Source organism: Streptomyces lasiicapitis (genome assembly GCF_014646335.1).
GTDB lineage: Bacteria > Actinomycetota > Actinomycetes > Streptomycetales > Streptomycetaceae > Streptomyces > Streptomyces lasiicapitis.
On the sequence record NZ_BMNG01000011.1, the window covers coordinates 276,447 to 295,484 of the forward strand.

Here is a 19,038-nt window from a genome sequence, read left to right on the forward strand (position 1 = left end):
GGGCCGATGCCTGCTGCTCGGGTCCGTTTCGGGCGTGGGCGGCGGTGTACGGGGCTGAGTGGGTGTTCGTGCTCGGGCGGCGGCGTACGAGACTGAGGGCGTGATCCGTGACGCCGCTCTGAAACTGCCCGTGCGCGAGGCGCTGCCCGCGCTGCGCGCCGCCCTGGAGGGGCCGGGTGCCGCCGTGCTGTGCGCGCCGCCCGGCACCGGCAAGACCACCCTCGTACCGCTGGCGCTCGCCGGGCTCGTGGACGGCGAGGGTGACGGGCGCGGTCCGGTACGTCGCGTCGTGGTCGCCGAGCCCCGGCGCATCGCCGCGCGGGCCGCCGCCCGGCGGATGGCGTGGCTGCTCGGCGAGAAGGTCGGCGGGAGCGTCGGCTACACGGTGCGCGGCGAGCGCGTGGTGGGGCCACGCGCTCGCGTGGAGGTCGTCACGACCGGTGTCCTGCTCCAGCGCCTGCAGCGCGACCAGGAGCTCGCGGGCGTGGATGCCGTCGTGATCGACGAGTGTCACGAGCGGCATCTGGACGCCGATACGGTCGCGGCCTTCCTGATCGACGTGCGCGAGGCGCTGCGGCCGGAGCTGAAGCTGGTGGCGGCTTCGGCGACCACGGACGCGGAGGGGTGGGCGCGGGTCCTCGGCGGTGCGCCCGTGGTGGAGGCGGCGGGGACCGCGCACCCCGTGGAGGTGGTGTGGGCTCCGCCCGCGCGGCCGGTGCGGCCGCCGCACGGGATGCGGGTGGATCCGGCGCTGCTCGCGCATGTGGCCGCGACGGTGCGGCGGGCGCTTCGGGAGCGGGACGGGGACGTGCTGTGCTTCCTGCCCGGGGTCGGCGAGATCGGCCGGGTGGCGGGGCAGCTGGGGGATCTGGGCGGGGTCGAGGTGCTCCAGGTGCACGGGCGGGCGCCGGCCGCCGTGCAGGACGCGGTCCTCGCGGGCGGGGAGCGGCGCCGGGTCGTGCTCGCGACGTCGGTGGCCGAGTCGTCCTTGACGGTGCCGGGGGTGCGGGTCGTGGTGGACTCCGGTCTCGCGCGGGAGCCGCGGGTGGATCACGCGCGGGGGCTGAGTTCCCTGACCACCGTGCGGGCCTCGCAGGCGGCCGGGCGGCAGCGGGCGGGGCGGGCCGGGCGTGAGGCGCCGGGCGCGGTGTACCGGTGCTGGGCGGAGGCCGAGGACGGGCGCCTCTCGCGTTTCCCCTCCCCCGAGATCAAGGTGGCCGACCTGACGGCGTTCGCGCTGCAGGCCGCGTGCTGGGGGGATCCCGGGGCGGGCGGGCTCGCGCTGCTCGACGCGCCGCCCGCGGGCGCGATGGCCGCCGCGCGGGACGTACTGACGGCGATCGGCGCGGTGGACGGCGCGACGGGGCGGGTCACGGACCGTGGGGTCCGGCTGTCCCGGGCCGGGGTGCACCCACGGCTCGCCCGCGCCCTCCTGGACGCGGCACCCCGGGTCGGCGCCCGCCGCGCGGCAGAGGCCGTCGCCCTCCTCAGCGAAGAGCCTCCCCGTGAGTACGGGGACGACCTCGCATCGGCGCTGCGTGCTGCCCGCCGGGGCGCGGACGCGTACGCCGCGCGCTGGCGGAGCGAGGTACGGCGCCTCACGTCGGCGGCGGGAGCCACGCCGTCGGCCACCGCGCCGCCGACCGGGGCGGCCACGTCCACGGGTGCCGCGCCGTCGACCACGCCCATGTCGGCCGACCGGGCCACGCCCACGTCGGCCGCGACCACCGCGTCGGCGCGGGACATTTCCCACCCACTCGCCGGGCACCTGAAACCGGGGGCACCGAGCGCCGACGCCCCGGAGCGCGGTGGGGCCGGAGACACGGGCGGGGTCGGCCAGGAGCGGGTCAGCAGCAGCCCCATGCCCACCCGCGACCCGGACCCAACAGGACCACACACCAACGCCGTGGAGGGAAGCCGAGGGCGGAAGGCCGCGAGCCCTGCACCCGCCCGGAACCCGGAACCGGCAGAGGCACGCGCCGACGCGACGCAGAGCGGCTCGGCCTCGGACCGCGACGGCCGCGAGCACGACAGCGGCGGCCTCGGGCCCTTGGCCGACGGCCAGGGCCCCCGAGACGACCTAGTCGTAGGCCTCGTAGCCGCCCTCGCCTTCCCGGAGCGGGTGGCGAGGCGCCAGAGGGACGGGACGTATCTGATGGTCGGCGGGACGCGGGCCGAGGTGGGGAACGGGTCCGGGATCGCGGGGGCCCCGTGGGTCGCGGTGGCTGTGGCTGATCGGGGGGTGGGGGCCGGGCACGCTCGGGTGCGGCTCGGGGCCGTTGTCGACGAGGGTGTCGCCCGTGCGGCCGCCGCGTCGCTGCTCGCCGAGGGGGACGAGGTCGCCTGGGTCGACGGTGGGCTCGTCGCGCGGCATGTGGAGCGGCTGGGTGCGGTGGAGCTTGTGGTGCGGCCGTTGCGGGACCCGGACCCCGTACTCGTACGGGAAGGGCTGCTTGAAGGGCTGCGGCGGGAGGGGCTCGGGCTGCTGCGGTGGGACCGGGACGCGTCCGCACTGCGCGACCGGCTGCGATTTCTGCGGCGGCACCTGGGCGAGCCCTGGCCGGACGTGTCCGACGAGGTGCTCCTGGAGCGGGCCGACGCGTGGCTCGAACCCGAGCTCGGGCGGGCCCGCCGCCGCGCCGACCTGGGGCGCATCGACGCCGGGCAGGCGCTGACGCGGCTGCTGCCGTGGGCCACCGGCGAGGCAGCCCGCCTGGACGCCCTTGCGCCGGAGCGCGTGGAGGTGCCGAGCGGGTCCCGGATCCGCGTCGACTACGCGGATCCCGAACAGCCCGTGCTGGCCGTGAAGTTGCAGGAGATGTTCGGGCTTCAGGACACTCCGCGCGTGGCGGGCGTACCGCTGCTTGTGCATCTGCTGTCGCCCGCAGGGCGCCCCGCGGCCGTCACCGCCGACCTCGCCTCCTTCTGGCGCGACGGCTACCGCTCGGTGCGCGCCGAACTGCGCGGCCGCTACCCGAAGCACCCCTGGCCGGAAGATCCGGCGACGGCCGCGCCGACCCGCTACACGAAGGCCCGCCAGGACCGACGGGGCGCGGGCGCCTGAGCGGGCTCCGAAGTCCGCCGCGGTACGAAGGGCCCTGAAGGGGCGCGGGGCTGCGTCCATGTGCGGCTCCGCCGCGTGGGCGCGACCAGCCACTGACGGCCCGCAGGTTTCGCACCGCACATCCAGCGAAGCGCCTAGGCCTTGACCGGCTCGGGTTCCGGGTCCTTCGCGGCGGACGGCGCCGGGTCGCCCGGTCTGCGGCTGCGGGCCTCCAGCCAGAGGGAGAGCGCGAGCAGGAGCGCGCCGAGGACGAGGAAGCCCCAGGGGAGGTAGGAGGTCAGCAGGAGCACCAGGACGCGCTGGGACTTCACCAGGTCGACCGTGCTCTGGATGTAGTCCTCGCGCATCTTCACGTGCCCGGCGAACACCGTGACCTTGTCGCGGTCGCCGAGCAGGGTGCCGCCGCGCAGTTCGTTCCGCTGGATCTCCTCGCCGTAGACGGGCGCCCCGGTGGTCGGGTCGACCCAGAACTTGCGGATCGTGGTGTACCAGCGGGTGGTGCCGGTCTTGGCGAGGGACTCCGGGGTGATGTCCTTGACCGGCATCGTCCTGGGGAAGGGGACCTTGGTCCAGGGGATGGTCTGCTCGAAGTAGTAGACCTTCACGCCGCGGAAGTCCTGGGTGCCCTTGTAGTGGATGGGCCTGGTGATGCGGGCCTGCGCGTCGAAGTACTCGTAGTCCCGCTTCTCGGTCAGGAAGGGCCACTTGAACTCGATGCCCTCGCGCTTGACGGGGTCGCCGTCGACCATCTCGCCGGTGGCGTGCACGGGTTCCTGGCTGTGCGCGTCGAAGATGTACCGCTCGGGGATCTTGGAGACCATCTTGCCCTCGGCGTCCTGTACGTAGGACAGGGCGTCCCAGACCACGACGTCGCGGTCGGCACTCTTCTCGATCTTCTCCGACGCCTCCACGTTGCCCTTGAGGGTCTGCACGATGGTGACCATGGGGACCTTCTTGGCCTTCATCGTGCCGTAGTCGATGAGCGTCGGGTTCTTCGCCTCCAGGACCGCCTCCTGGTACTGGCTCGGCGGGATCTTGGCGAGGCGCGGGAAGGCGTACCAGCGCATGAGCGGGGACATGGCCGCGCAGAACACGGCGAAGGCGAGCAGGACCAGGCTGGCCTTGCGGCGCATCTCGGCCCTCCCTACGGGTGCTTGGGGACGGTGGTGAGCAGCGGCTTGGGCGAGGTCTCGCCGGACGGGGCTCCGACGGCCGTGATCGTCAGGACCAGGGCGAGGGCGACGGCGAGACCGGTGGCGGCGGCGATGAGGGCACGCATACGGGCCTCCCGAGGCGGCTGGAACCAGGAACTGACTGTGCGTCAGGGCTGGGGCACCGTAGCAACGGACAGGCCAGATGAGAACACGTTGCACACACGGCGACCGCCTCCGGCCCTTTGCGGGCCGGAGGCGGTCGGGTGCTGCGTGCGGGTGGTGCGCGAGCGGAGGGCTTGTCACGCGGCGGGCGCGGCCACCTTCAGTTCGACGGTGATCGTGGCGCCGCCGTTGGTGACGATGCGTACGAAGTACGTCCCGGCGGTGTCGTCGGCGTACATCTTCGGCAGCAGCAGCTTGCCGTCCTCGTCGGTCTTGAGGCCCTTGAGGGTGCGCACGGGCTTGCCGTCGGCGTCCTTGAAGTAGGGGCCCTTGTCGTTCGCGGTGCCGTTCTGCGCCGACTTGATCATCGTGGCGGTGGCGGCGACGCCCGCGGCGCTCTCGCCCTTGTACGTCGCCTCGACCTCGACCTGGTCGGCGAACTCCTTGCCGGGCTCGCAGACCAGTGCCTTGTCGCTGGTGCGCTCCAGCTTGTCGGCCTGGCGGGCGGTGACGGTCGCGGGCACCTCGACGGCGGTCAGGGAGCGGTCCACGACCCGGGCGCGGACGGTGAACCCGCCGGTCCGCTCGCCCGCCTCGATGACGGGCGCCGTGGCCGTGCCGGTGCCGGTCGTGGTGACGGTGACGCTGCGCGCGCCGCCCTCGAACCGGGTGTCGGTGTCACCGGAGATGGTGAACCGGACCTTGACCTTGGGCACGCCCCGGCCGGAGCCGGTCTCCGCCTTGGCCGCGACGCGCCCGGCGAAGGCGTCGCCCGCGGTCGCCGTCAGCTCCGCGGCACCCGCGTTCTCCAGGCGGGCGACCTGGTCGGCGGGCTTCGGGGGCTTCGGCGGCTTGGGGGGCTTCGGGGGCTCGGGCTTGTCCGGCGGCTTCGGGGTCCCGGGCCTCGTGTCGGTCTGGTCGGGCGTCTTGCCGGGCTTGCCGGGCTCCTGGGGCTCGGGCAGCGGCTTCGGCGGGGTGCTCGCCGGCGGCTTGGGCCTGAGCGGCGGGGTCGACGTGCCGGGCGAGGGCCGGTTCTCGTCGCTGCGGTCGCCCGGGAGGGAGCCGGAGCCGTCGGGGATCTCGTGGGTGCCCTTGCGGTAGTACTCCAGCCACGACAGGACCGTGTTCAGGTACTCCGTCGAGCGGTTGTAGCTGAGGATCGCGGCGTGCAGGTCGTCCTTGACGGCGAGGTCGCGGCCGTTCGCGCACAGGTAGTGGGCGGCGCCGAGCGCGGCGTCGTAGATGTTGTTCGGGTCCTTCTTGCCGTCGGCGTTGCCGTCCTGCTGCCAGTTCTCCCAGGTGGAGGGGATGAACTGCATGGGGCCGACGGCGCGGTCGTGCGTGGTGTCGCCGTCGAACGCGCCGCCGTCGGTGTCGGTGATCTTCGCGAAGCCGTTGCCGTTGAGGACCGGGCCGAGGATCGGCGTGAGCGTCGTGCCGTCGGCGTCGACGCGGCCGCCGCGGGCCTGGCCGGACTCGACCTTGCCGATGGCGGCGAGCAGTTGCCAGGGCAGGTTGCAGCCGGGCCGGGACATGCGCACGGCCGCTTCGGCCTTCTTGTACGCCTCCAGGACCGTGGCGGGCAGGCCCGCTTCGGGGTCGCCGGTGCCGACGCCGCCACCGCCGGGCTTGGCGGTCGGCGGGACGGGGCTGTGCAGGGGCGGGAGGTCCGTGTAGTACGGCGAGTTGCCGGTGGCGGAGTCGCCGTCCGGCGAGGGCGAGGAGTCCGCGGCGCCGGCGCCCGCGCGGTCGTCACGCGCCTGGTCGGTCGTCGCGCCAGGGGCCTGCGAGGCGGCCAGCGCCGCCACCGCCGCGGCGGCGACCGCGGTGGTCATCGCGGTCCTGCGCATCCGCTTGCCGAATACCGCCGCCATGTCCGTGTATCCCTCCCCTTGACGACCCTGCCCGTCGCCGCCCCGGGCGCACCCGCGCGCCACCTGGGCCGACTCAGGCGACACTACGACAACTTCCAAAGCCTAGACACCTGTTCGTGCCCGATTTTCCCGGGTTGGCGCGTCACAGCCCTGTCCCGGTTCCCCGTTGTTGCGCCCCGGATCCTTCTCGTTCACCGAAGGCTCGCCCGGGGCGCACTGTTTGCCCACAACTTCGGGCTTGTACGGCTAGTGAGCGGCCGATTCCCAGTCCGGCCCCACGCCCACCGACACGTCCAGCGGCGCCCGCAGCGAGACCGCCCCGGCCATCTCCCGGCGGACCAGCTCCTCCACGGCCGCCCGCTCGCCGGGGGCGATCTCCAGGACGATTTCGTCGTGGACCTGGAGCAGCATCCGCGAGGTCAGCTTCGCCTCCGTCAGCGCGCGGTCCACGTTCAGCATGGCGATCTTGACGATGTCCGCGGCCGTGCCCTGGATCGGCGCGTTCAGCGCCATCCGCTCGGCCATCTCGCGCCGCTGCCGGTTGTCGCTGTTGAGGTCGGGCAGATAGCGGCGCCGGCCCAGCATCGTCTCCGTGTACCCCGTCGCGCGGGCGTCGTCGACGACGCGGCGCAGATAGTCGCGTACGCCGCCGAAGCGCTCGAAGTAGGTGTCCATCAGGGCGCGGGCCTCGCCCGCCTCGATGCCGAGCTGCCCGGAGAGGCCGAAGGCCGAGAGGCCGTACGCCAATCCGTACGACATCGCCTTGATCTTGCGGCGCATCTCCGCGTCGACCGCGGAGCGCTCCACGCCGAACACCTGGGATGCGACCGTGGTGTGCAGGTCCTCGCCGGAGGTGAACGCCTCGATGAGGCCCTCGTCCTCCGACAGGTGGGCCATGACGCGCAGTTCGATCTGGCTGTAGTCCGTCGTCATCAGGGACTCGAAGCCCTCGCCGACGACGAAGCCGCGGCGGATGGCCCGGCCCTCGTCGGTGCGCACCGGGATGTTCTGCAGGTTCGGCTCGGTCGACGACAGGCGGCCCGTGGCGGCCACGGTCTGGTTGTACGTCGTGTGGATGCGGCCGTCCGCGGCGATCGACTTGACCAGGCCCTCGACGGTGACGCGCAGCTTGGCCTGCTCGCGGTGGCGGAGCATGATCACGGGCAGTTCGTTGTCCGTCTGGGCGGCGAGCCAGGCCAGGGCGTCGGCGTCCGTGGTGTACCCCGTCTTGGTCTTCTTCGTCTTGGGCAGGCCCAGCTCGCCGAAGAGGACTTCCTGGAGCTGCTTGGGCGAGCCGAGGTTGAACTCGTGGCCCGCGGCCGCGTGCGCCTCCTTCACCGCCTGCTGCACGGCGCCCGCGAACTGCTGCTCCATGGACTCCAGATGGGCGCGGTCCGCCGCGATGCCGTGCCGCTCCAGGCGGGCCAGGAGGGTGGACGTGGGCAGCTCGATGTCCTTGAGGAGGTCCGCGGCGTTCACCTCCTTGAGGCGGTCGCCGAAGGCCGTGCCCAGGTCGAGGATGGTGCGGGCCCGCACCATCAGCGTGTCCGCCTCGGCGCCGTCCTCGTCCTCGGCGCCGAACGCGAGCTGGCCGTCGGCCGCCGCGGGCACCAGCTCACGGCCCAGATACTCCAGGGACAGCGCGTCCAGGTCGAAGGAGCGGCGGCCCGGCTTGACCAGATACGCCGCGAGCGCGGTGTCCATGGTGATGCCGTCGACGCTCCAGCCGTGCTCGGCGAAGACCCGCATGACGCCCTTGGCGTTGTTCAGGACCTTGGGCTTCTCCGCGTCGGCGAGCCAGGCCGCGAAGGCGTTCTCGTCGGCCTCGTCGAGCCGCGCCGGGTCGAACCAGGCCGCCGCGCCTCCGGCCGCCGCGAGCGCGACCTCGGTGACCGAGCCTGTGCCCAGCTGCCAGGTGTCGACGGTGGCCAGGCCGAGGACCGCCTTGCCGTGCTCGGCGAGCCAGGGCGCGAGCTCGCCGGAGCCGAGCACCGAGCCGTCCAGGTCGATGCCCTCGGCGGCCGGTGCCTCCTCGACCTCCTCGGCGCCCGGGTCCACGGCCAGGAGGCGCTCGCGCAGCGAGGGGTTGCGGATCTCCAGGGTGTCCAGGACCATCGCGACGCCCTTGCGGTCGTACGGAGCGCGCTCCAGGTCGTCGACCCCCTTGGGCAGCTCGACGTCGCGCACCATCTCCGTCAGGCGACGGTTGAGCTTCACCGCGTCCAGGTGGTCGCGGAAGTTCTGCCCCGCCTTGCCCTTGACCTCGTCGGCGCGCTCCACCAGCTCCGCGAACGAACCGAACTGGTTGATCCACTTCGCGGCCGTCTTCTCGCCGACACCGGGGATGCCCGGGAGGTTGTCCGACGGGTCGCCGCGCAGCGCCGCGAAGTCGGGGTACTGCGCGGGGGTGAGGCCGTACTTCTCCTCGACCTTCTCCGGGGTGAAGCGCGTCAGCTCCGAGACGCCCTTCGTCGGATAAAGGACCGTCACGTGCTCGCTGATGAGCTGGAAGGAGTCACGGTCGCCGGTGACGATGAGGACCTCGAAGCCGGCGGCCTCGGCCTGCGTGGCCAGCGTGGCGATGACGTCGTCCGCCTCGAAGCCGTCGACCGCGAAGCGCACCGCGCTCATCGCGTCGAGCAGCTCGCCGATCAGCTCGACCTGGCCCTTGAACTCGTCGGGGGTCTTGGAGCGGTTCGCCTTGTACTCCGTGAACTCCTCGGAGCGCCAGGTCTTGCGCGAGACGTCGAAGGCCACCGCGAAGTGCGTGGGCGCCTCGTCGCGCAGCGTGTTCGCCAGCATCGACGCGAAGCCGTAGATCGCGTTCGTCGGCTGGCCCGTCGCCGTCGTGAAGTTCTCCGCGGGCAGCGCGAAGAACGCCCGGTACGCCAGGGAGTGCCCGTCCATCAGGAGCAGGCGCGGACGCTCGCCGCCGGTCGGGCTCGCCTTCTTCGCCGTCTTGCCGGCGGGCGCGGACTTCTTCTTCGCTGCTGTTTCTGCCACGCCCCCGATCCTGCCACGCCCCACTGACAGTCCGGCCATCCACAGCCCGGCCGGGGGTTGTGTCAGTCGTGCGTGGGAGGATCGGAGACGTACGTCACGTATGCGCTCGAAGAGGAGCAGGCCATGGCAAGCAAGCCGCCCAAGGGCGATCCGGTCCAGGACGCGCCGCAGGTCACGGACGCCCAGCACGCGGCGGCCGGTCTGCCCGCCATCGGTCACACCCTGCGCATGGCGCAGCAGCAGATGGGCGTGCGGCGCACGGCGCTGACGCTGCTTCGCGTCAATCAGAAGGACGGCTTCGACTGCCCCGGCTGCGCCTGGCCCGAGCCGGAGCACCGGCACAAGGCGGAGTTCTGCGAGAACGGCGCGAAGGCCGTCGCGGAGGAGGCCACGCTGCGCCGCGTCACGCCGGACTTCTTCGCCGCGCACCCGGTCGCCGACCTCGCCACCCGCAGTGGGTACTGGCTGGGCCAGCAGGGCCGCCTCACCCACCCCATGTATCTGGCGGAGGGCTCCGACCATTACGAGGCGGTGCCCTGGGAGCGGGCCTTCGACATCGTCGCCGAGGAGCTCGCCGCCCTCGGCTCGCCCGACGAGGCCCTCTTCTATACGTCGGGGCGCACGAGCAACGAGGCGGCGTTCCTGTACCAGTTGTTCGCGCGCGAGCTCGGCACGAACAATCTGCCCGACTGCTCGAACATGTGCCACGAGTCGTCGGGCTCGGCCCTCACCGAGACCCTCGGCGTCGGCAAGGGCAGCGTCCTCCTCGAAGACCTCTACAAGGCGGACCTGATCATCGTCGCCGGGCAGAACCCCGGCACGAACCACCCGCGCATGCTCTCCGCCCTGGAGAAGGCGAAGAACAACGGCGCGAAGATCATCACGGTGAATCCGCTGCCCGAGGCCGGCCTGGAGCGCTTCAAGAACCCGCAGACCCCCCAGGGCATGCTCAAGGGCACCGCCCTCACCGACCTGTTCCTGCAGATCCGCCTCGGCGGCGACCAGGCCCTCTTCCGCCTCCTCAACAAGCTCGTCCTGGAGACGGACGGCGCCGTCGACGAGGAGTTCGTACGCGAACACACCCATGGGTACGAGGAGTTCGTGGCCGCCGCGCGCGCCGCCGACTGGGACGAGACGCTGACGGCCACCGGCCTGGACCGCGCCCGCATCGAGGAAGCCCTGCGCATGGTGCTCGCCTCGAAGCGCACGGTGGTGTGCTGGGCGATGGGCCTGACCCAGCACAAGCACGCGGTGCCCACCATCCGCGAGGTCGTCAACTTCCTGCTGCTGCGGGGCAACATCGGGCGGCCCGGCGCGGGCGTGTGCCCCGTGCGCGGCCACTCCAACGTGCAGGGCGACCGCACGATGGGCATCTTCGAGCGGCCCGCGCCCGCGTTCCTCGACGCCCTGGAGAAGGAGTTCGGCTTCGCGCCGCCGCGCCACCACGGCCTGGACGTCGTGCGCGCCATCCGCGCGCTGCGCGACGGCGAGGCGAAGGTCTTCTTCGCCATGGGCGGCAACTTCGTGTCCGCGTCGCCCGACACGGAGGTCACGGAGGCGGCCATGCGGCGCGCACGGCTGACGGTGCACGTGTCCACGAAGCTCAACCGCTCGCACGCCGTCACCGGCACGCGCGCCCTGATCCTGCCCACGTTGGGTCGCACGGAGCGCGATCTCCAGGGGAGCGGCGAGCAGTTCGTGACCGTCGAGGACTCCATGGGCATGGTGCACGCCTCGCGCGGGCGCCTGGAGCCCGCGAGCCCGCACCTGCTGTCCGAGCCCGCCATCGTGTGCCGCCTCGCCCGCAGCGTCCTCGGCCCCGAATCGGCCACGCCCTGGGAGGAGTTCGAGAAGGACTACGCCACGGTGCGCGACCGCATCGCGCGCGTGGTGCCCGGCTTCGAGGACTTCAACGCCCGCGTCGCCGACCCGGCGGGCTTCGCGCTCCCGCACGCCCCGCGCGACGAACGCCGCTTCCCCACGGCCACCGGCAAGGCCAACTTCACGGCCGCGCCCGTCGAGTACCCCACGGTCCCCGAGGGCCGCCTGCTGCTGCAGACCCTGCGCTCCCACGACCAGTACAACACCACCATCTACGGCCTCGACGACCGCTACCGAGGCATCAAGAACGGCCGCCGCGTCGTCCTGGTCAACCCCGACGACGCCCGCGAGCTCGGCCTCGCCGACGGCGCGTACACCGACCTCGTCAGCGAGTGGCAGGACGGCGTCGAGCGGCGCGCACCCGGATTCCGCATCGTGCACTACCCGACGGCACGCGGCTGCGCGGCGGCGTACTACCCCGAGACCAACGTGCTGGTGCCGCTGGACGCCACGGCCGACACGAGCAACACCCCCGCCAGCAAGTCCGTGGTCGTACGCCTGGAACAATCGGCGACCGACTGAGCGTTCGCTCAGCAACCGGCGCGCCACCTCGGTGGCCGCCGCTGTCGTAGTCAGGTGTCGTCGACGAACGGAGCCCGGCCCCATGGGTGAGCAGCACACGACCAAGTTCCCGCAAGAGGTCATCGACGAGTACGCCGCGCTCGGCGTCGACCTGCCCGCCCTGTTCTCCGCCGGCCACCTCGGCAGCCGCATGGGCGTGCGGATCCTCGAGGCCTCCGCCGAGCGCGTGGTCGGCACCATGCCCGTCGAGGGCAACACCCAGCCGTACGGCCTGCTGCACGGCGGCGCGTCCGCGGTCCTCGCCGAGACCCTCGGGTCGATCGGCTCGATGCTCCACGGCGGCAGCAAGAAGCTCGCCGTCGGCGTCGACCTGAACTGCTCCCACCACCGCGGCGTGCGCTCCGGCCTCGTCACGGGCGTCGCCACCCCCGTACACCGCGGCCGCTCCACGGCCACGTACGAGATCGTCATCACCGACGAGAACGACAAGCGCGTCTGCAGCGCCCGCCTGACCTGCATGCTGCGCCCGGTGGACGCGGCCACGGACCCGGCCCGCGCGGGCGGCGGCACGGCGGCCTGAACCCGACGGGCGGGCGGGGGCGGGTGAGTGCGCGGGCATTGCCCGAGCCCCGCACCCCGCACCCCGCACCCCGCCCTGGCGTCCCCGTATGAGGCCCCGCAGGATCCTCCGCGCGCTCGCCCTCGCCGCCGCCCTGTGCGCCCTGCCCGCCACCGCCGGCTGCACGGACTCCGGCGCCGCCCCGGAGCGCGCCCCCGCCCCGCACTCCACATCGCCCGAGGACATCTGCGCGTCCTCATCCTCAACTGCGTCACGGGACCGCTGCGGGCCGGAAGTTGATGGAGCGCCAGACCCGCGAGAAGTGCGCGGACCGCTACCGGGACGGCGGGCCCGGCGGCAATCCCTGGTAGCGCGCGGGCGGACGCGACGGCTCCGTTCGGCCCTGTCACCGCATAGCGGACATGAGTCGTCACCATCCGTATCCAGGGCGCGCCGAGCGAGCCCCGCCCCCTCCGTAAGCCGCCGCGGGCCCTCACTCGCTCCGGACCCGTGCGCCGCCGTGGTCTTCACGGCAAAAACAGGAGTGCTGCGCAATAACACTCCTGACCGAGCACATTCGCGAAAACGGAAAAGTGCCCCGGAATCCCGGGCTCCCTTTCCCTGCGGTAACGCTGCGTAATGCGCGTGCAATCCCCTCGCGACCCACCTGAAGCACCCGGAACACACAAAAGATCATTTCCGCGTGCGCGGACCCGCATACGCCCCGAACACCGCTGTCATGAGTCAAACCGCTAAACGGTCCTGCCGGTTCCCGGCGGGCGGGATCTGCCGAAGCGTACGTATTCCGCCACAACCGCCCCCCGAGTTCCGCCCCGGAATAGTCCGCGGCATAACAAGAGCGTCACAGCCTTGCCTCGACCACTCCACCTGGATCAAATGCCCCCTTAGAGTCACGGCCAGTCACCGCGCCGCCGGGCGCGAACTGAATTGCACGGCCCTGTACCACCACCAGTACGGCCCGGCGATCTTCACGGCACCTCCGCTGAGGTGGCCGCGCCAGGGAAAGGACCCATCGTGCGAAACCGTTCCGCGCTCATCCTCACCACGGTGCTGACCACGGGAGCACTGACCCTCACCGCCTGCGGGTCGCGCGACAAGGACAAGGGCTCCGACGACAACGGCGGCGGCAAGACCACCGTCACCATCGGCTTCGACGCCCCCCTCACCGGCGACCTCTCCGCGCTCGGCATCGGCATGCGCAACTCCGCCGAACTCGCCGTAAAGACCGCCAACAAGGAGAACACGGTCGACGGCGTCGAGTTCAAGCTCGAGCCCCTCGACGACCAGGCCCAGCCCTCCGTAGGCGGCCAGAACGCCCAGAAGTTCATCAGCAACAACGACGTCATCGGCGTCGTCGGCCCGCTGAACTCCAGCGTCTCGCAGTCGATGCAGAAGCCCTTCAACGACGCCAACCTCACCCAGATCTCGCCCGCCAACACCGGCACCGAGCTGACCCAGGGCGACGGCTGGAAGACGGGCGACAAGAAGCGTCAGTTCAAGACCTTCTTCCGCACCGCCACCACCGACCAGGTCCAGGGCCAGTTCGCCGCCCAGTACCTGTTCCAGAAGGCGAAGATCAAGAAGGTCTACCTGATCGACGACCAGAAGACCTACGGCGCCGGCCTCGCCGCGTCCTTCAAGGACACCTTCACCGACCTCGGCGGCAAGATCGTCGGCTCCGACCACGTCAACCCCGAGGACCGCGACTTCAAGTCCGTCACCTCCAAGGTCAAGGGCACCGGCGCCGAAGCCGTCTACTACGGCGGCGAATACCCCGCCGCGGCCCCCCTCAGCCAGCAGCTCAAGGAATCCGGCGCCAAGATCCCGCTCATGGGCGGCGACGGCATGAAGAGCGACGAGTTCCCCAAGCTCAACAAGAAGGCCGAAGGCGACTTCGGCACCTCCGTCGGCGCCCCCGTCGAGGAGCTCCCCTCCGCGAAGAAGTTCATCGCGGAATACAACAAGAACTACAAGGAAAACATGGAGACCTACGGCGGCGGCACCTACGACGCCACCTGGGCGATCATCGAAGCCGTCAAGCTCGCCGTCGACGAAAACGACGGAAAGCTCCCCTCCGACGCCCGCGAGAAGGTCCTCGCCAGCATGAGCAAGGTCAAGTTCGACGGCGTCACCGGCAGCGTCTCCTTCGACAAGTACGGCGACACCACGAACACGATGATGACCGCGTACGAGGTCAAGAACAACAAGTGGGGCTCGAAGTTCAGCGAGGCCTACAAGCCGCGCTAAACCCCACGCACAGCCATTGACTCCAAGACCGCGCGGGAAGCGCCACCAGCGCTCCCGCGCGGTGCCATATCCGAACCAACGGAGGCCCTGCGGTGAACGAACTGCCGCAACAGCTGGCCAATGGACTCATCCTCGGCGCGATGTACGGTCTCATCGCGATCGGCTACACGATGGTCTACGGAATCGTCCAGCTCATCAACTTCGCCCACGGCGAGATCTTCATGATCGGGGGCTTCGGCGCCCTCACCGTCTCCCTGTGGCTCCCCGACGGATTCTCGCTGCTCGCCGCGATCCCGCTCATGATCATCGGTGGCGTCATATGCTCCGTCGCCGTCGGCACCGCCGCAGAACGCTTCGCCTACCGCCCCCTGCGCGGCGCACCACGACTCGCACCACTCATCACCGCCATCGGCCTGTCCATCCTGCTCCAGCAGGCCATCTGGAAGTGGTACCCCGAAGCGAAGAAGGACCGCACCTTCCCGCAGTTCAGCGGCGACCCCGTGCACATCTTCGGCGCCGACGTCCAGCGCGGTGACTTCTTCCTCATCCTCGCCGCTCCCCTGTGCATGCTCGCGCTGGCCTACTACGTCAACAAGACCCGCACCGGCCGCGGCATGCAGGCCACCGCCCAGGACCCCGACACCGCCAAGCTCATGGGCATCAACACCGACCGCATCATCGTCATGGCCTTCGCCATCGGCGCCGCGTTCGCCGCCATCGCAGCCGTCGGCTACGGGCTCCACAACGGCCAGGTCGGCTTCAAAATGGGCTTCATCATGGGCCTCAAGGCCTTCACCGCGGCAGTACTCGGCGGCATCGGCAACATCTACGGCGCCATGCTCGGCGGCATCGTCCTCGGCGTCGCCGAAGCCCTCGCCACCGGCTACATGGCCGACGTACCCGGCATGGAACAGTTCGGCGGCGGCGCCTGGAAGGACGTGTGGGCCTTCGCCCTGCTCATCCTCGTCCTGCTCCTGAGGCCCCAAGGCCTACTCGGCGAACGCGTCGCGGATCGGGCGTGATACCCATGACTACGAACACCACCAAGAACTCCGGGAACCCGGGAGGCACGGGGAACACCGGCGGCACGGCCAAGACGCCCGCCAACCTCCCCACCTCCGCCCTCCCCCTCCCGCCGCACATCGCCCGCATCGCCGTCTACGCCGGCTCCGCCACCGCCCTCATCGGCACCTTCCTCGCCTGGACCTGGACCACCGCCTTCCCCGGCGACCTCACCGTCACCGGCTACCCCGGCGGCCTCCAGATCATCACCCTCGTCGGCGCCGCCCTCACCCTGCTCTTCGCCCTCGCCGGACAAGGCATCCGCGGCCTCGGCTGGCTCATCCCCGGCGGCACCAACAGCCCCGTCATCCTCTTCAGCCTCGCCGTACTCGGCTCCACCGGCTACACCATGGGCGCCATCGCCGAACACCTCGGCGGCGTCGTCAACCTCGAACCCGGCGCCTGGATCTCCGGCATCGGCGCCCTCGTCGCCACCATCGGCGCCCTCGGACTCCCCTCCGACCTGCCCGCCGACGAACCCCACCAGAACCCCTGGCAACGCTTCCGCTCCAGCCTCAAGGCACCCGCGCCCCCACGCGCCAAAACCCTGCCCGACTGGATCGAAATCCTCATCATCGCCGCCTCGTTCGGCATCGGCCTCTACGTCTTCGCCTACGGCATCGAGGCCTACTCCGAACTCTTCATCGGCTTCCTCATCACCACCATCCTCGGCGCCACGGCACTCAACCGGGCAGGCCTCATCCCCCGGCTCAACGCCCTCACCGCCAAACACCGCAACGTCACCCTCACCGCCGCGATCATCGCCGCGGCCATGTTCCCCTTCACCCAGAGCGACGCGAGCTACGCCCTCATCGGCGTCAACATCCTCATCTTCGCCACCGTCGCCCTCGGCCTGAACGTCGTCGTCGGCCTCGCCGGACTCCTCGACCTCGGATACGTCGCCTTCCTCGGTGTCGGCGCCTACACCGCCGCCCTCGTCTCCGGATCGCCCGCCTCCACCTTCGACGTCAAATTCCCCTTCTGGGCCGCCGTCCTCACCGGCGCCGCCGCATCGCTCGTCTTCGGCATCGTCATCGGCGCCCCCACCCTGCGGCTGCGCGGCGACTACCTCGCCATCGTCACCCTCGGCTTCGGCGAGATCTTCCGCATCACCATGAACAACCTCAACGGCAGCGCCGGACCCGACCTCACCAACGGCGCCCAGGGCATCCCCAACATCCCCGACCTCGAAATCCTCGGCTGGAACCTCGGCATCGAGCACGAAGTCCTCGGCTTCACCCTCAGCAGGCCCGCCAACTACTACCTGCTGATGCTCTTCTTCACCGCCGTCGTCGTCCTCGTCTTCCGCCGCTCCGGGGAATCCCGCATCGGCCGCGCCTGGGTCGCCATCCGCGAGGACGAGACCGCCGCCACCGCCATGGGCATCAACGGCTTCCGCGTGAAGCTCATCGCCTTCGCCCTCGGCGCCACCCTCGCCGGATTCGCAGGCACCGTGCAGGCACACGTCTCATACAGCATCACCCCCGAGCAGTACCTCTTCGCCAACACCGTGCCGCCCAACTCCGCCTTCCTGCTCGCCGCCGTCATCCTCGGCGGCATGGGCACCATCAGCGGACCCCTCATCGGCGCGGCACTGCTCTACCTCATCCCCGCCAAACTCCAGTTCCTCGAGGACTACCAGCTGCTGCTGTTCGGCCTCGCCCTCATCCTGCTCATGCGCTTCCGGCCCGAAGGCCTCGTCGCCAACAAGCGCGCGCAGCTCGAATACCACGAGACCGACCAACTCGACGTACCCGACCAGCAGAAACTCCCCGAAGGAACCGTCGGCGCAAGCAAGGCGGGGGCGTGACCACCATGACCACCACAACCACCACCACCGTCCTCGAAGCCAGCGGCGTCACCATGCGCTTCGGCGGCCTCACCGCCGTACGCTCCGTCGACCTCACCGTCAACACCGGCGAAATCGTCGGCCTCATCGGACCCAACGGCGCCGGCAAGACCACCTTCTTCAACTGCCTCACCGGCCTGTACGTCCCCACCGAGGGCAAGGTCTCCTACAAGGGCACCGTGCTGCCCGCCAAACCCCACCTCGTCACCGACGCAGGCATCGCCCGCACCTTCCAGAACATCCGGCTCTTCGCCAACATGACCGTCCTGGAAAACGTCCTCGTCGGACGCCACACCAGGACCAAGGAAGGCCTCTGGTCGGCACTCCTTCGCGGCCCCGGCTTCAAGAGGGCCGAAGCCGCATCCCACGCACGGGCCATGGAGCTCCTTGAATTCATCGGCCTCGCCCACAAGGCCGACCACCTCTCCCGCAACCTCCCCTACGGCGAACAGCGAAAGCTGGAGATCGCCCGCGCACTCGCCAGCGAACCCGGACTCCTCCTCCTCGACGAGCCCACCGCCGGCATGAACCCGCAAGAAACCCGCGCCGCCGAAGAACTCGTCTTCGCCATACGCGACCAAGGCATCGCCGTCCTCGTCATCGAGCACGACATGCGGTTCATCTTCAACCTCTGCGACCGCGTCGCCGTCCTCGTCCAGGGCGAGAAACTCGTCGAAGGCAGCTCCGAAGTCGTCCAGGCCGACGAACGCGTCGTCGCCGCCTACCTCGGCACCCCCTTCGAAGGAGCGCCCGGGGCCGCGGAAGTCGCCGAAGTCGAAGCCGCGGAAGCCGAGGCGGAAGCCGCCGCGGCCACCCCCGACGACACCGCACCAGGCACCACCGGTACCGACAACTCCGGTACCAGCACCACCGGTTCGGAAGGAAAGAGCCTGTGACCACACTGCTCGAGGTCGAGGACCTCAGGGTCGCCTACGGCAAGATCGAAGCCGTCAAGGGCATCTCCTTCAGCGTCGAAGCAGGCCAAGTCGTCACCCTCATCGGCACCAACGGCGCCGGCAAGACCACCACCCTGCGCACGCTCTCCGGGCTCCTCAAGCCCCTCGCCGGAAAAATCATCTTCGACGGGCAGCCACTCAACCACGTCCCCGCCCACAAGATCGTCGCCCTCGGACTCGCCCACTCCCCCGAAGGCCGGCACATCTTCCCCCGGCTCACCATCACCGAGAACCTCCAGCTCGGTGCCTACCTCCGCGACGACAAAGCAGGCATCGACAAGGACATCCAACGCGCCTACGAGCTCTTCCCCATCCTCGGCGAACGCCGCAAGCAAGCCGCCGGCACCCTCTCCGGCGGCGAACAGCAAATGCTCGCCATGGGCCGCGCCCTCATGTCCCGGCCCAAGCTGCTCATGCTCGACGAACCCTCCATGGGGCTCTCCCCGATCATGATGCAGAAGATCATGCAGACCATCAGCGAGCTCAAGGCCCAGGGCACCACCATCCTGCTCGTCGAGCAGAACGCCCAGGCCGCGCTGTCCCTCGCCGATCACGGTCACGTGATGGAGGTCGGCAACATCGTCCTGTCCGGGACAGGACAGGACCTGCTGCATGACGAGTCGGTCCGCAAGGCTTACCTGGGCGAGGACTGATCTGGCCCCTGGGCCCTGAGCAGCGAAGAGG

12 protein-coding genes are annotated in these 19,038 nt (G+C 70.8%); 8 read left to right on the forward strand and 4 right to left on the reverse strand.

The genetic code is table 11. The features are described 5' to 3' along the window. The first annotated feature begins 100 nt into the window (after positions 1–100). Positions 101–3,064, forward strand: a complete 2,964-nt coding sequence (locus IEY91_RS24865; RefSeq protein ID WP_189175753.1) for an ATP-dependent helicase C-terminal domain-containing protein — start codon at positions 101–103, stop codon at positions 3,062–3,064. Positions 3,065–3,198: 134 nt separating this feature from the next. Here IEY91_RS24865 and pgfA read toward each other — a convergent pair whose 3' ends face one another. The 4 genes from pgfA to polA all read right to left on the reverse strand — a co-directional run bounded on the left by pgfA (position 3,199) and on the right by polA (position 9,257). Next, entirely contained in the window at positions 3,199–4,197 is a 999-nt protein-coding gene (gene pgfA, locus IEY91_RS24870; protein WP_189175754.1) for a cell envelope lipid trafficking protein PgfA, read from the reverse strand. A gap of 11 nt (positions 4,198–4,208) precedes the next feature. Next, complete coding sequence (locus tag IEY91_RS24875; RefSeq protein WP_106983515.1) at positions 4,209–4,343, reverse strand: SPW_0924 family protein; 135 nt, start codon at positions 4,341–4,343, stop codon at positions 4,209–4,211. Between the two features lie 174 nt (positions 4,344–4,517). Further along, positions 4,518–6,254 (reverse strand): lytic transglycosylase domain-containing protein, encoded by a 1,737-nt coding sequence (locus IEY91_RS24880; protein WP_189175755.1) that lies wholly within the window; start codon positions 6,252–6,254, stop codon positions 4,518–4,520. Between the two features lie 246 nt (positions 6,255–6,500). Then, a complete protein-coding gene (polA, locus tag IEY91_RS24885; protein WP_373288006.1) occupies positions 6,501–9,257 on the reverse strand; it encodes a DNA polymerase I in 2,757 nt (918 codons plus the stop codon). 123 nt (positions 9,258–9,380) lie between these two features. Here polA and IEY91_RS24890 point away from each other — a divergent pair, with 123 nt between their 5' ends. The 7 genes from IEY91_RS24890 to IEY91_RS24920 all read left to right on the forward strand — a co-directional run bounded on the left by IEY91_RS24890 (position 9,381) and on the right by IEY91_RS24920 (position 19,007). Further along, positions 9,381–11,660 carry an FdhF/YdeP family oxidoreductase gene (locus tag IEY91_RS24890; protein WP_189175756.1) on the forward strand — a complete coding sequence of 760 codons (2,280 nt, stop codon included), beginning with the start codon at positions 9,381–9,383 and terminating at the stop codon, positions 11,658–11,660. Between the two features lie 82 nt (positions 11,661–11,742). Then, positions 11,743–12,240 carry a PaaI family thioesterase gene (locus IEY91_RS24895; RefSeq protein ID WP_164325900.1) on the forward strand — a complete coding sequence of 166 codons (498 nt, stop codon included), beginning with the start codon at positions 11,743–11,745 and terminating at the stop codon, positions 12,238–12,240. A gap of 1,014 nt (positions 12,241–13,254) precedes the next feature. Beyond that, the gene (locus IEY91_RS24900) at positions 13,255–14,487 is read left to right on the forward strand and encodes a branched-chain amino acid ABC transporter substrate-binding protein (protein ID WP_189175757.1); all 1,233 of its coding nucleotides are present in this window, start codon (positions 13,255–13,257) and stop codon (positions 14,485–14,487) included. Positions 14,488–14,579: 92 nt separating this feature from the next. Continuing rightward, the gene (locus tag IEY91_RS24905) at positions 14,580–15,509 is read left to right on the forward strand and encodes a branched-chain amino acid ABC transporter permease (protein WP_164325897.1); all 930 of its coding nucleotides are present in this window, start codon (positions 14,580–14,582) and stop codon (positions 15,507–15,509) included. A gap of 5 nt (positions 15,510–15,514) precedes the next feature. Further along, entirely contained in the window at positions 15,515–17,359 is a 1,845-nt protein-coding gene (locus IEY91_RS24910; protein WP_229697212.1) for a branched-chain amino acid ABC transporter permease, read from the forward strand. A gap of 5 nt (positions 17,360–17,364) precedes the next feature. After that, on the forward strand, positions 17,365–18,294 hold the full coding sequence (locus IEY91_RS24915; protein ID WP_373288013.1) for an ABC transporter ATP-binding protein: 930 nt from the start codon (positions 17,365–17,367) through the stop codon (positions 18,292–18,294). Then, the gene (locus IEY91_RS24920; protein ID WP_164325895.1) at positions 18,291–19,007 is read left to right on the forward strand and encodes an ABC transporter ATP-binding protein; all 717 of its coding nucleotides are present in this window, start codon (positions 18,291–18,293) and stop codon (positions 19,005–19,007) included. Before IEY91_RS24915 ends, IEY91_RS24920 begins: the two co-directional genes overlap by 4 nt. Positions 19,008–19,038: the final 31 nt, after the last annotated feature.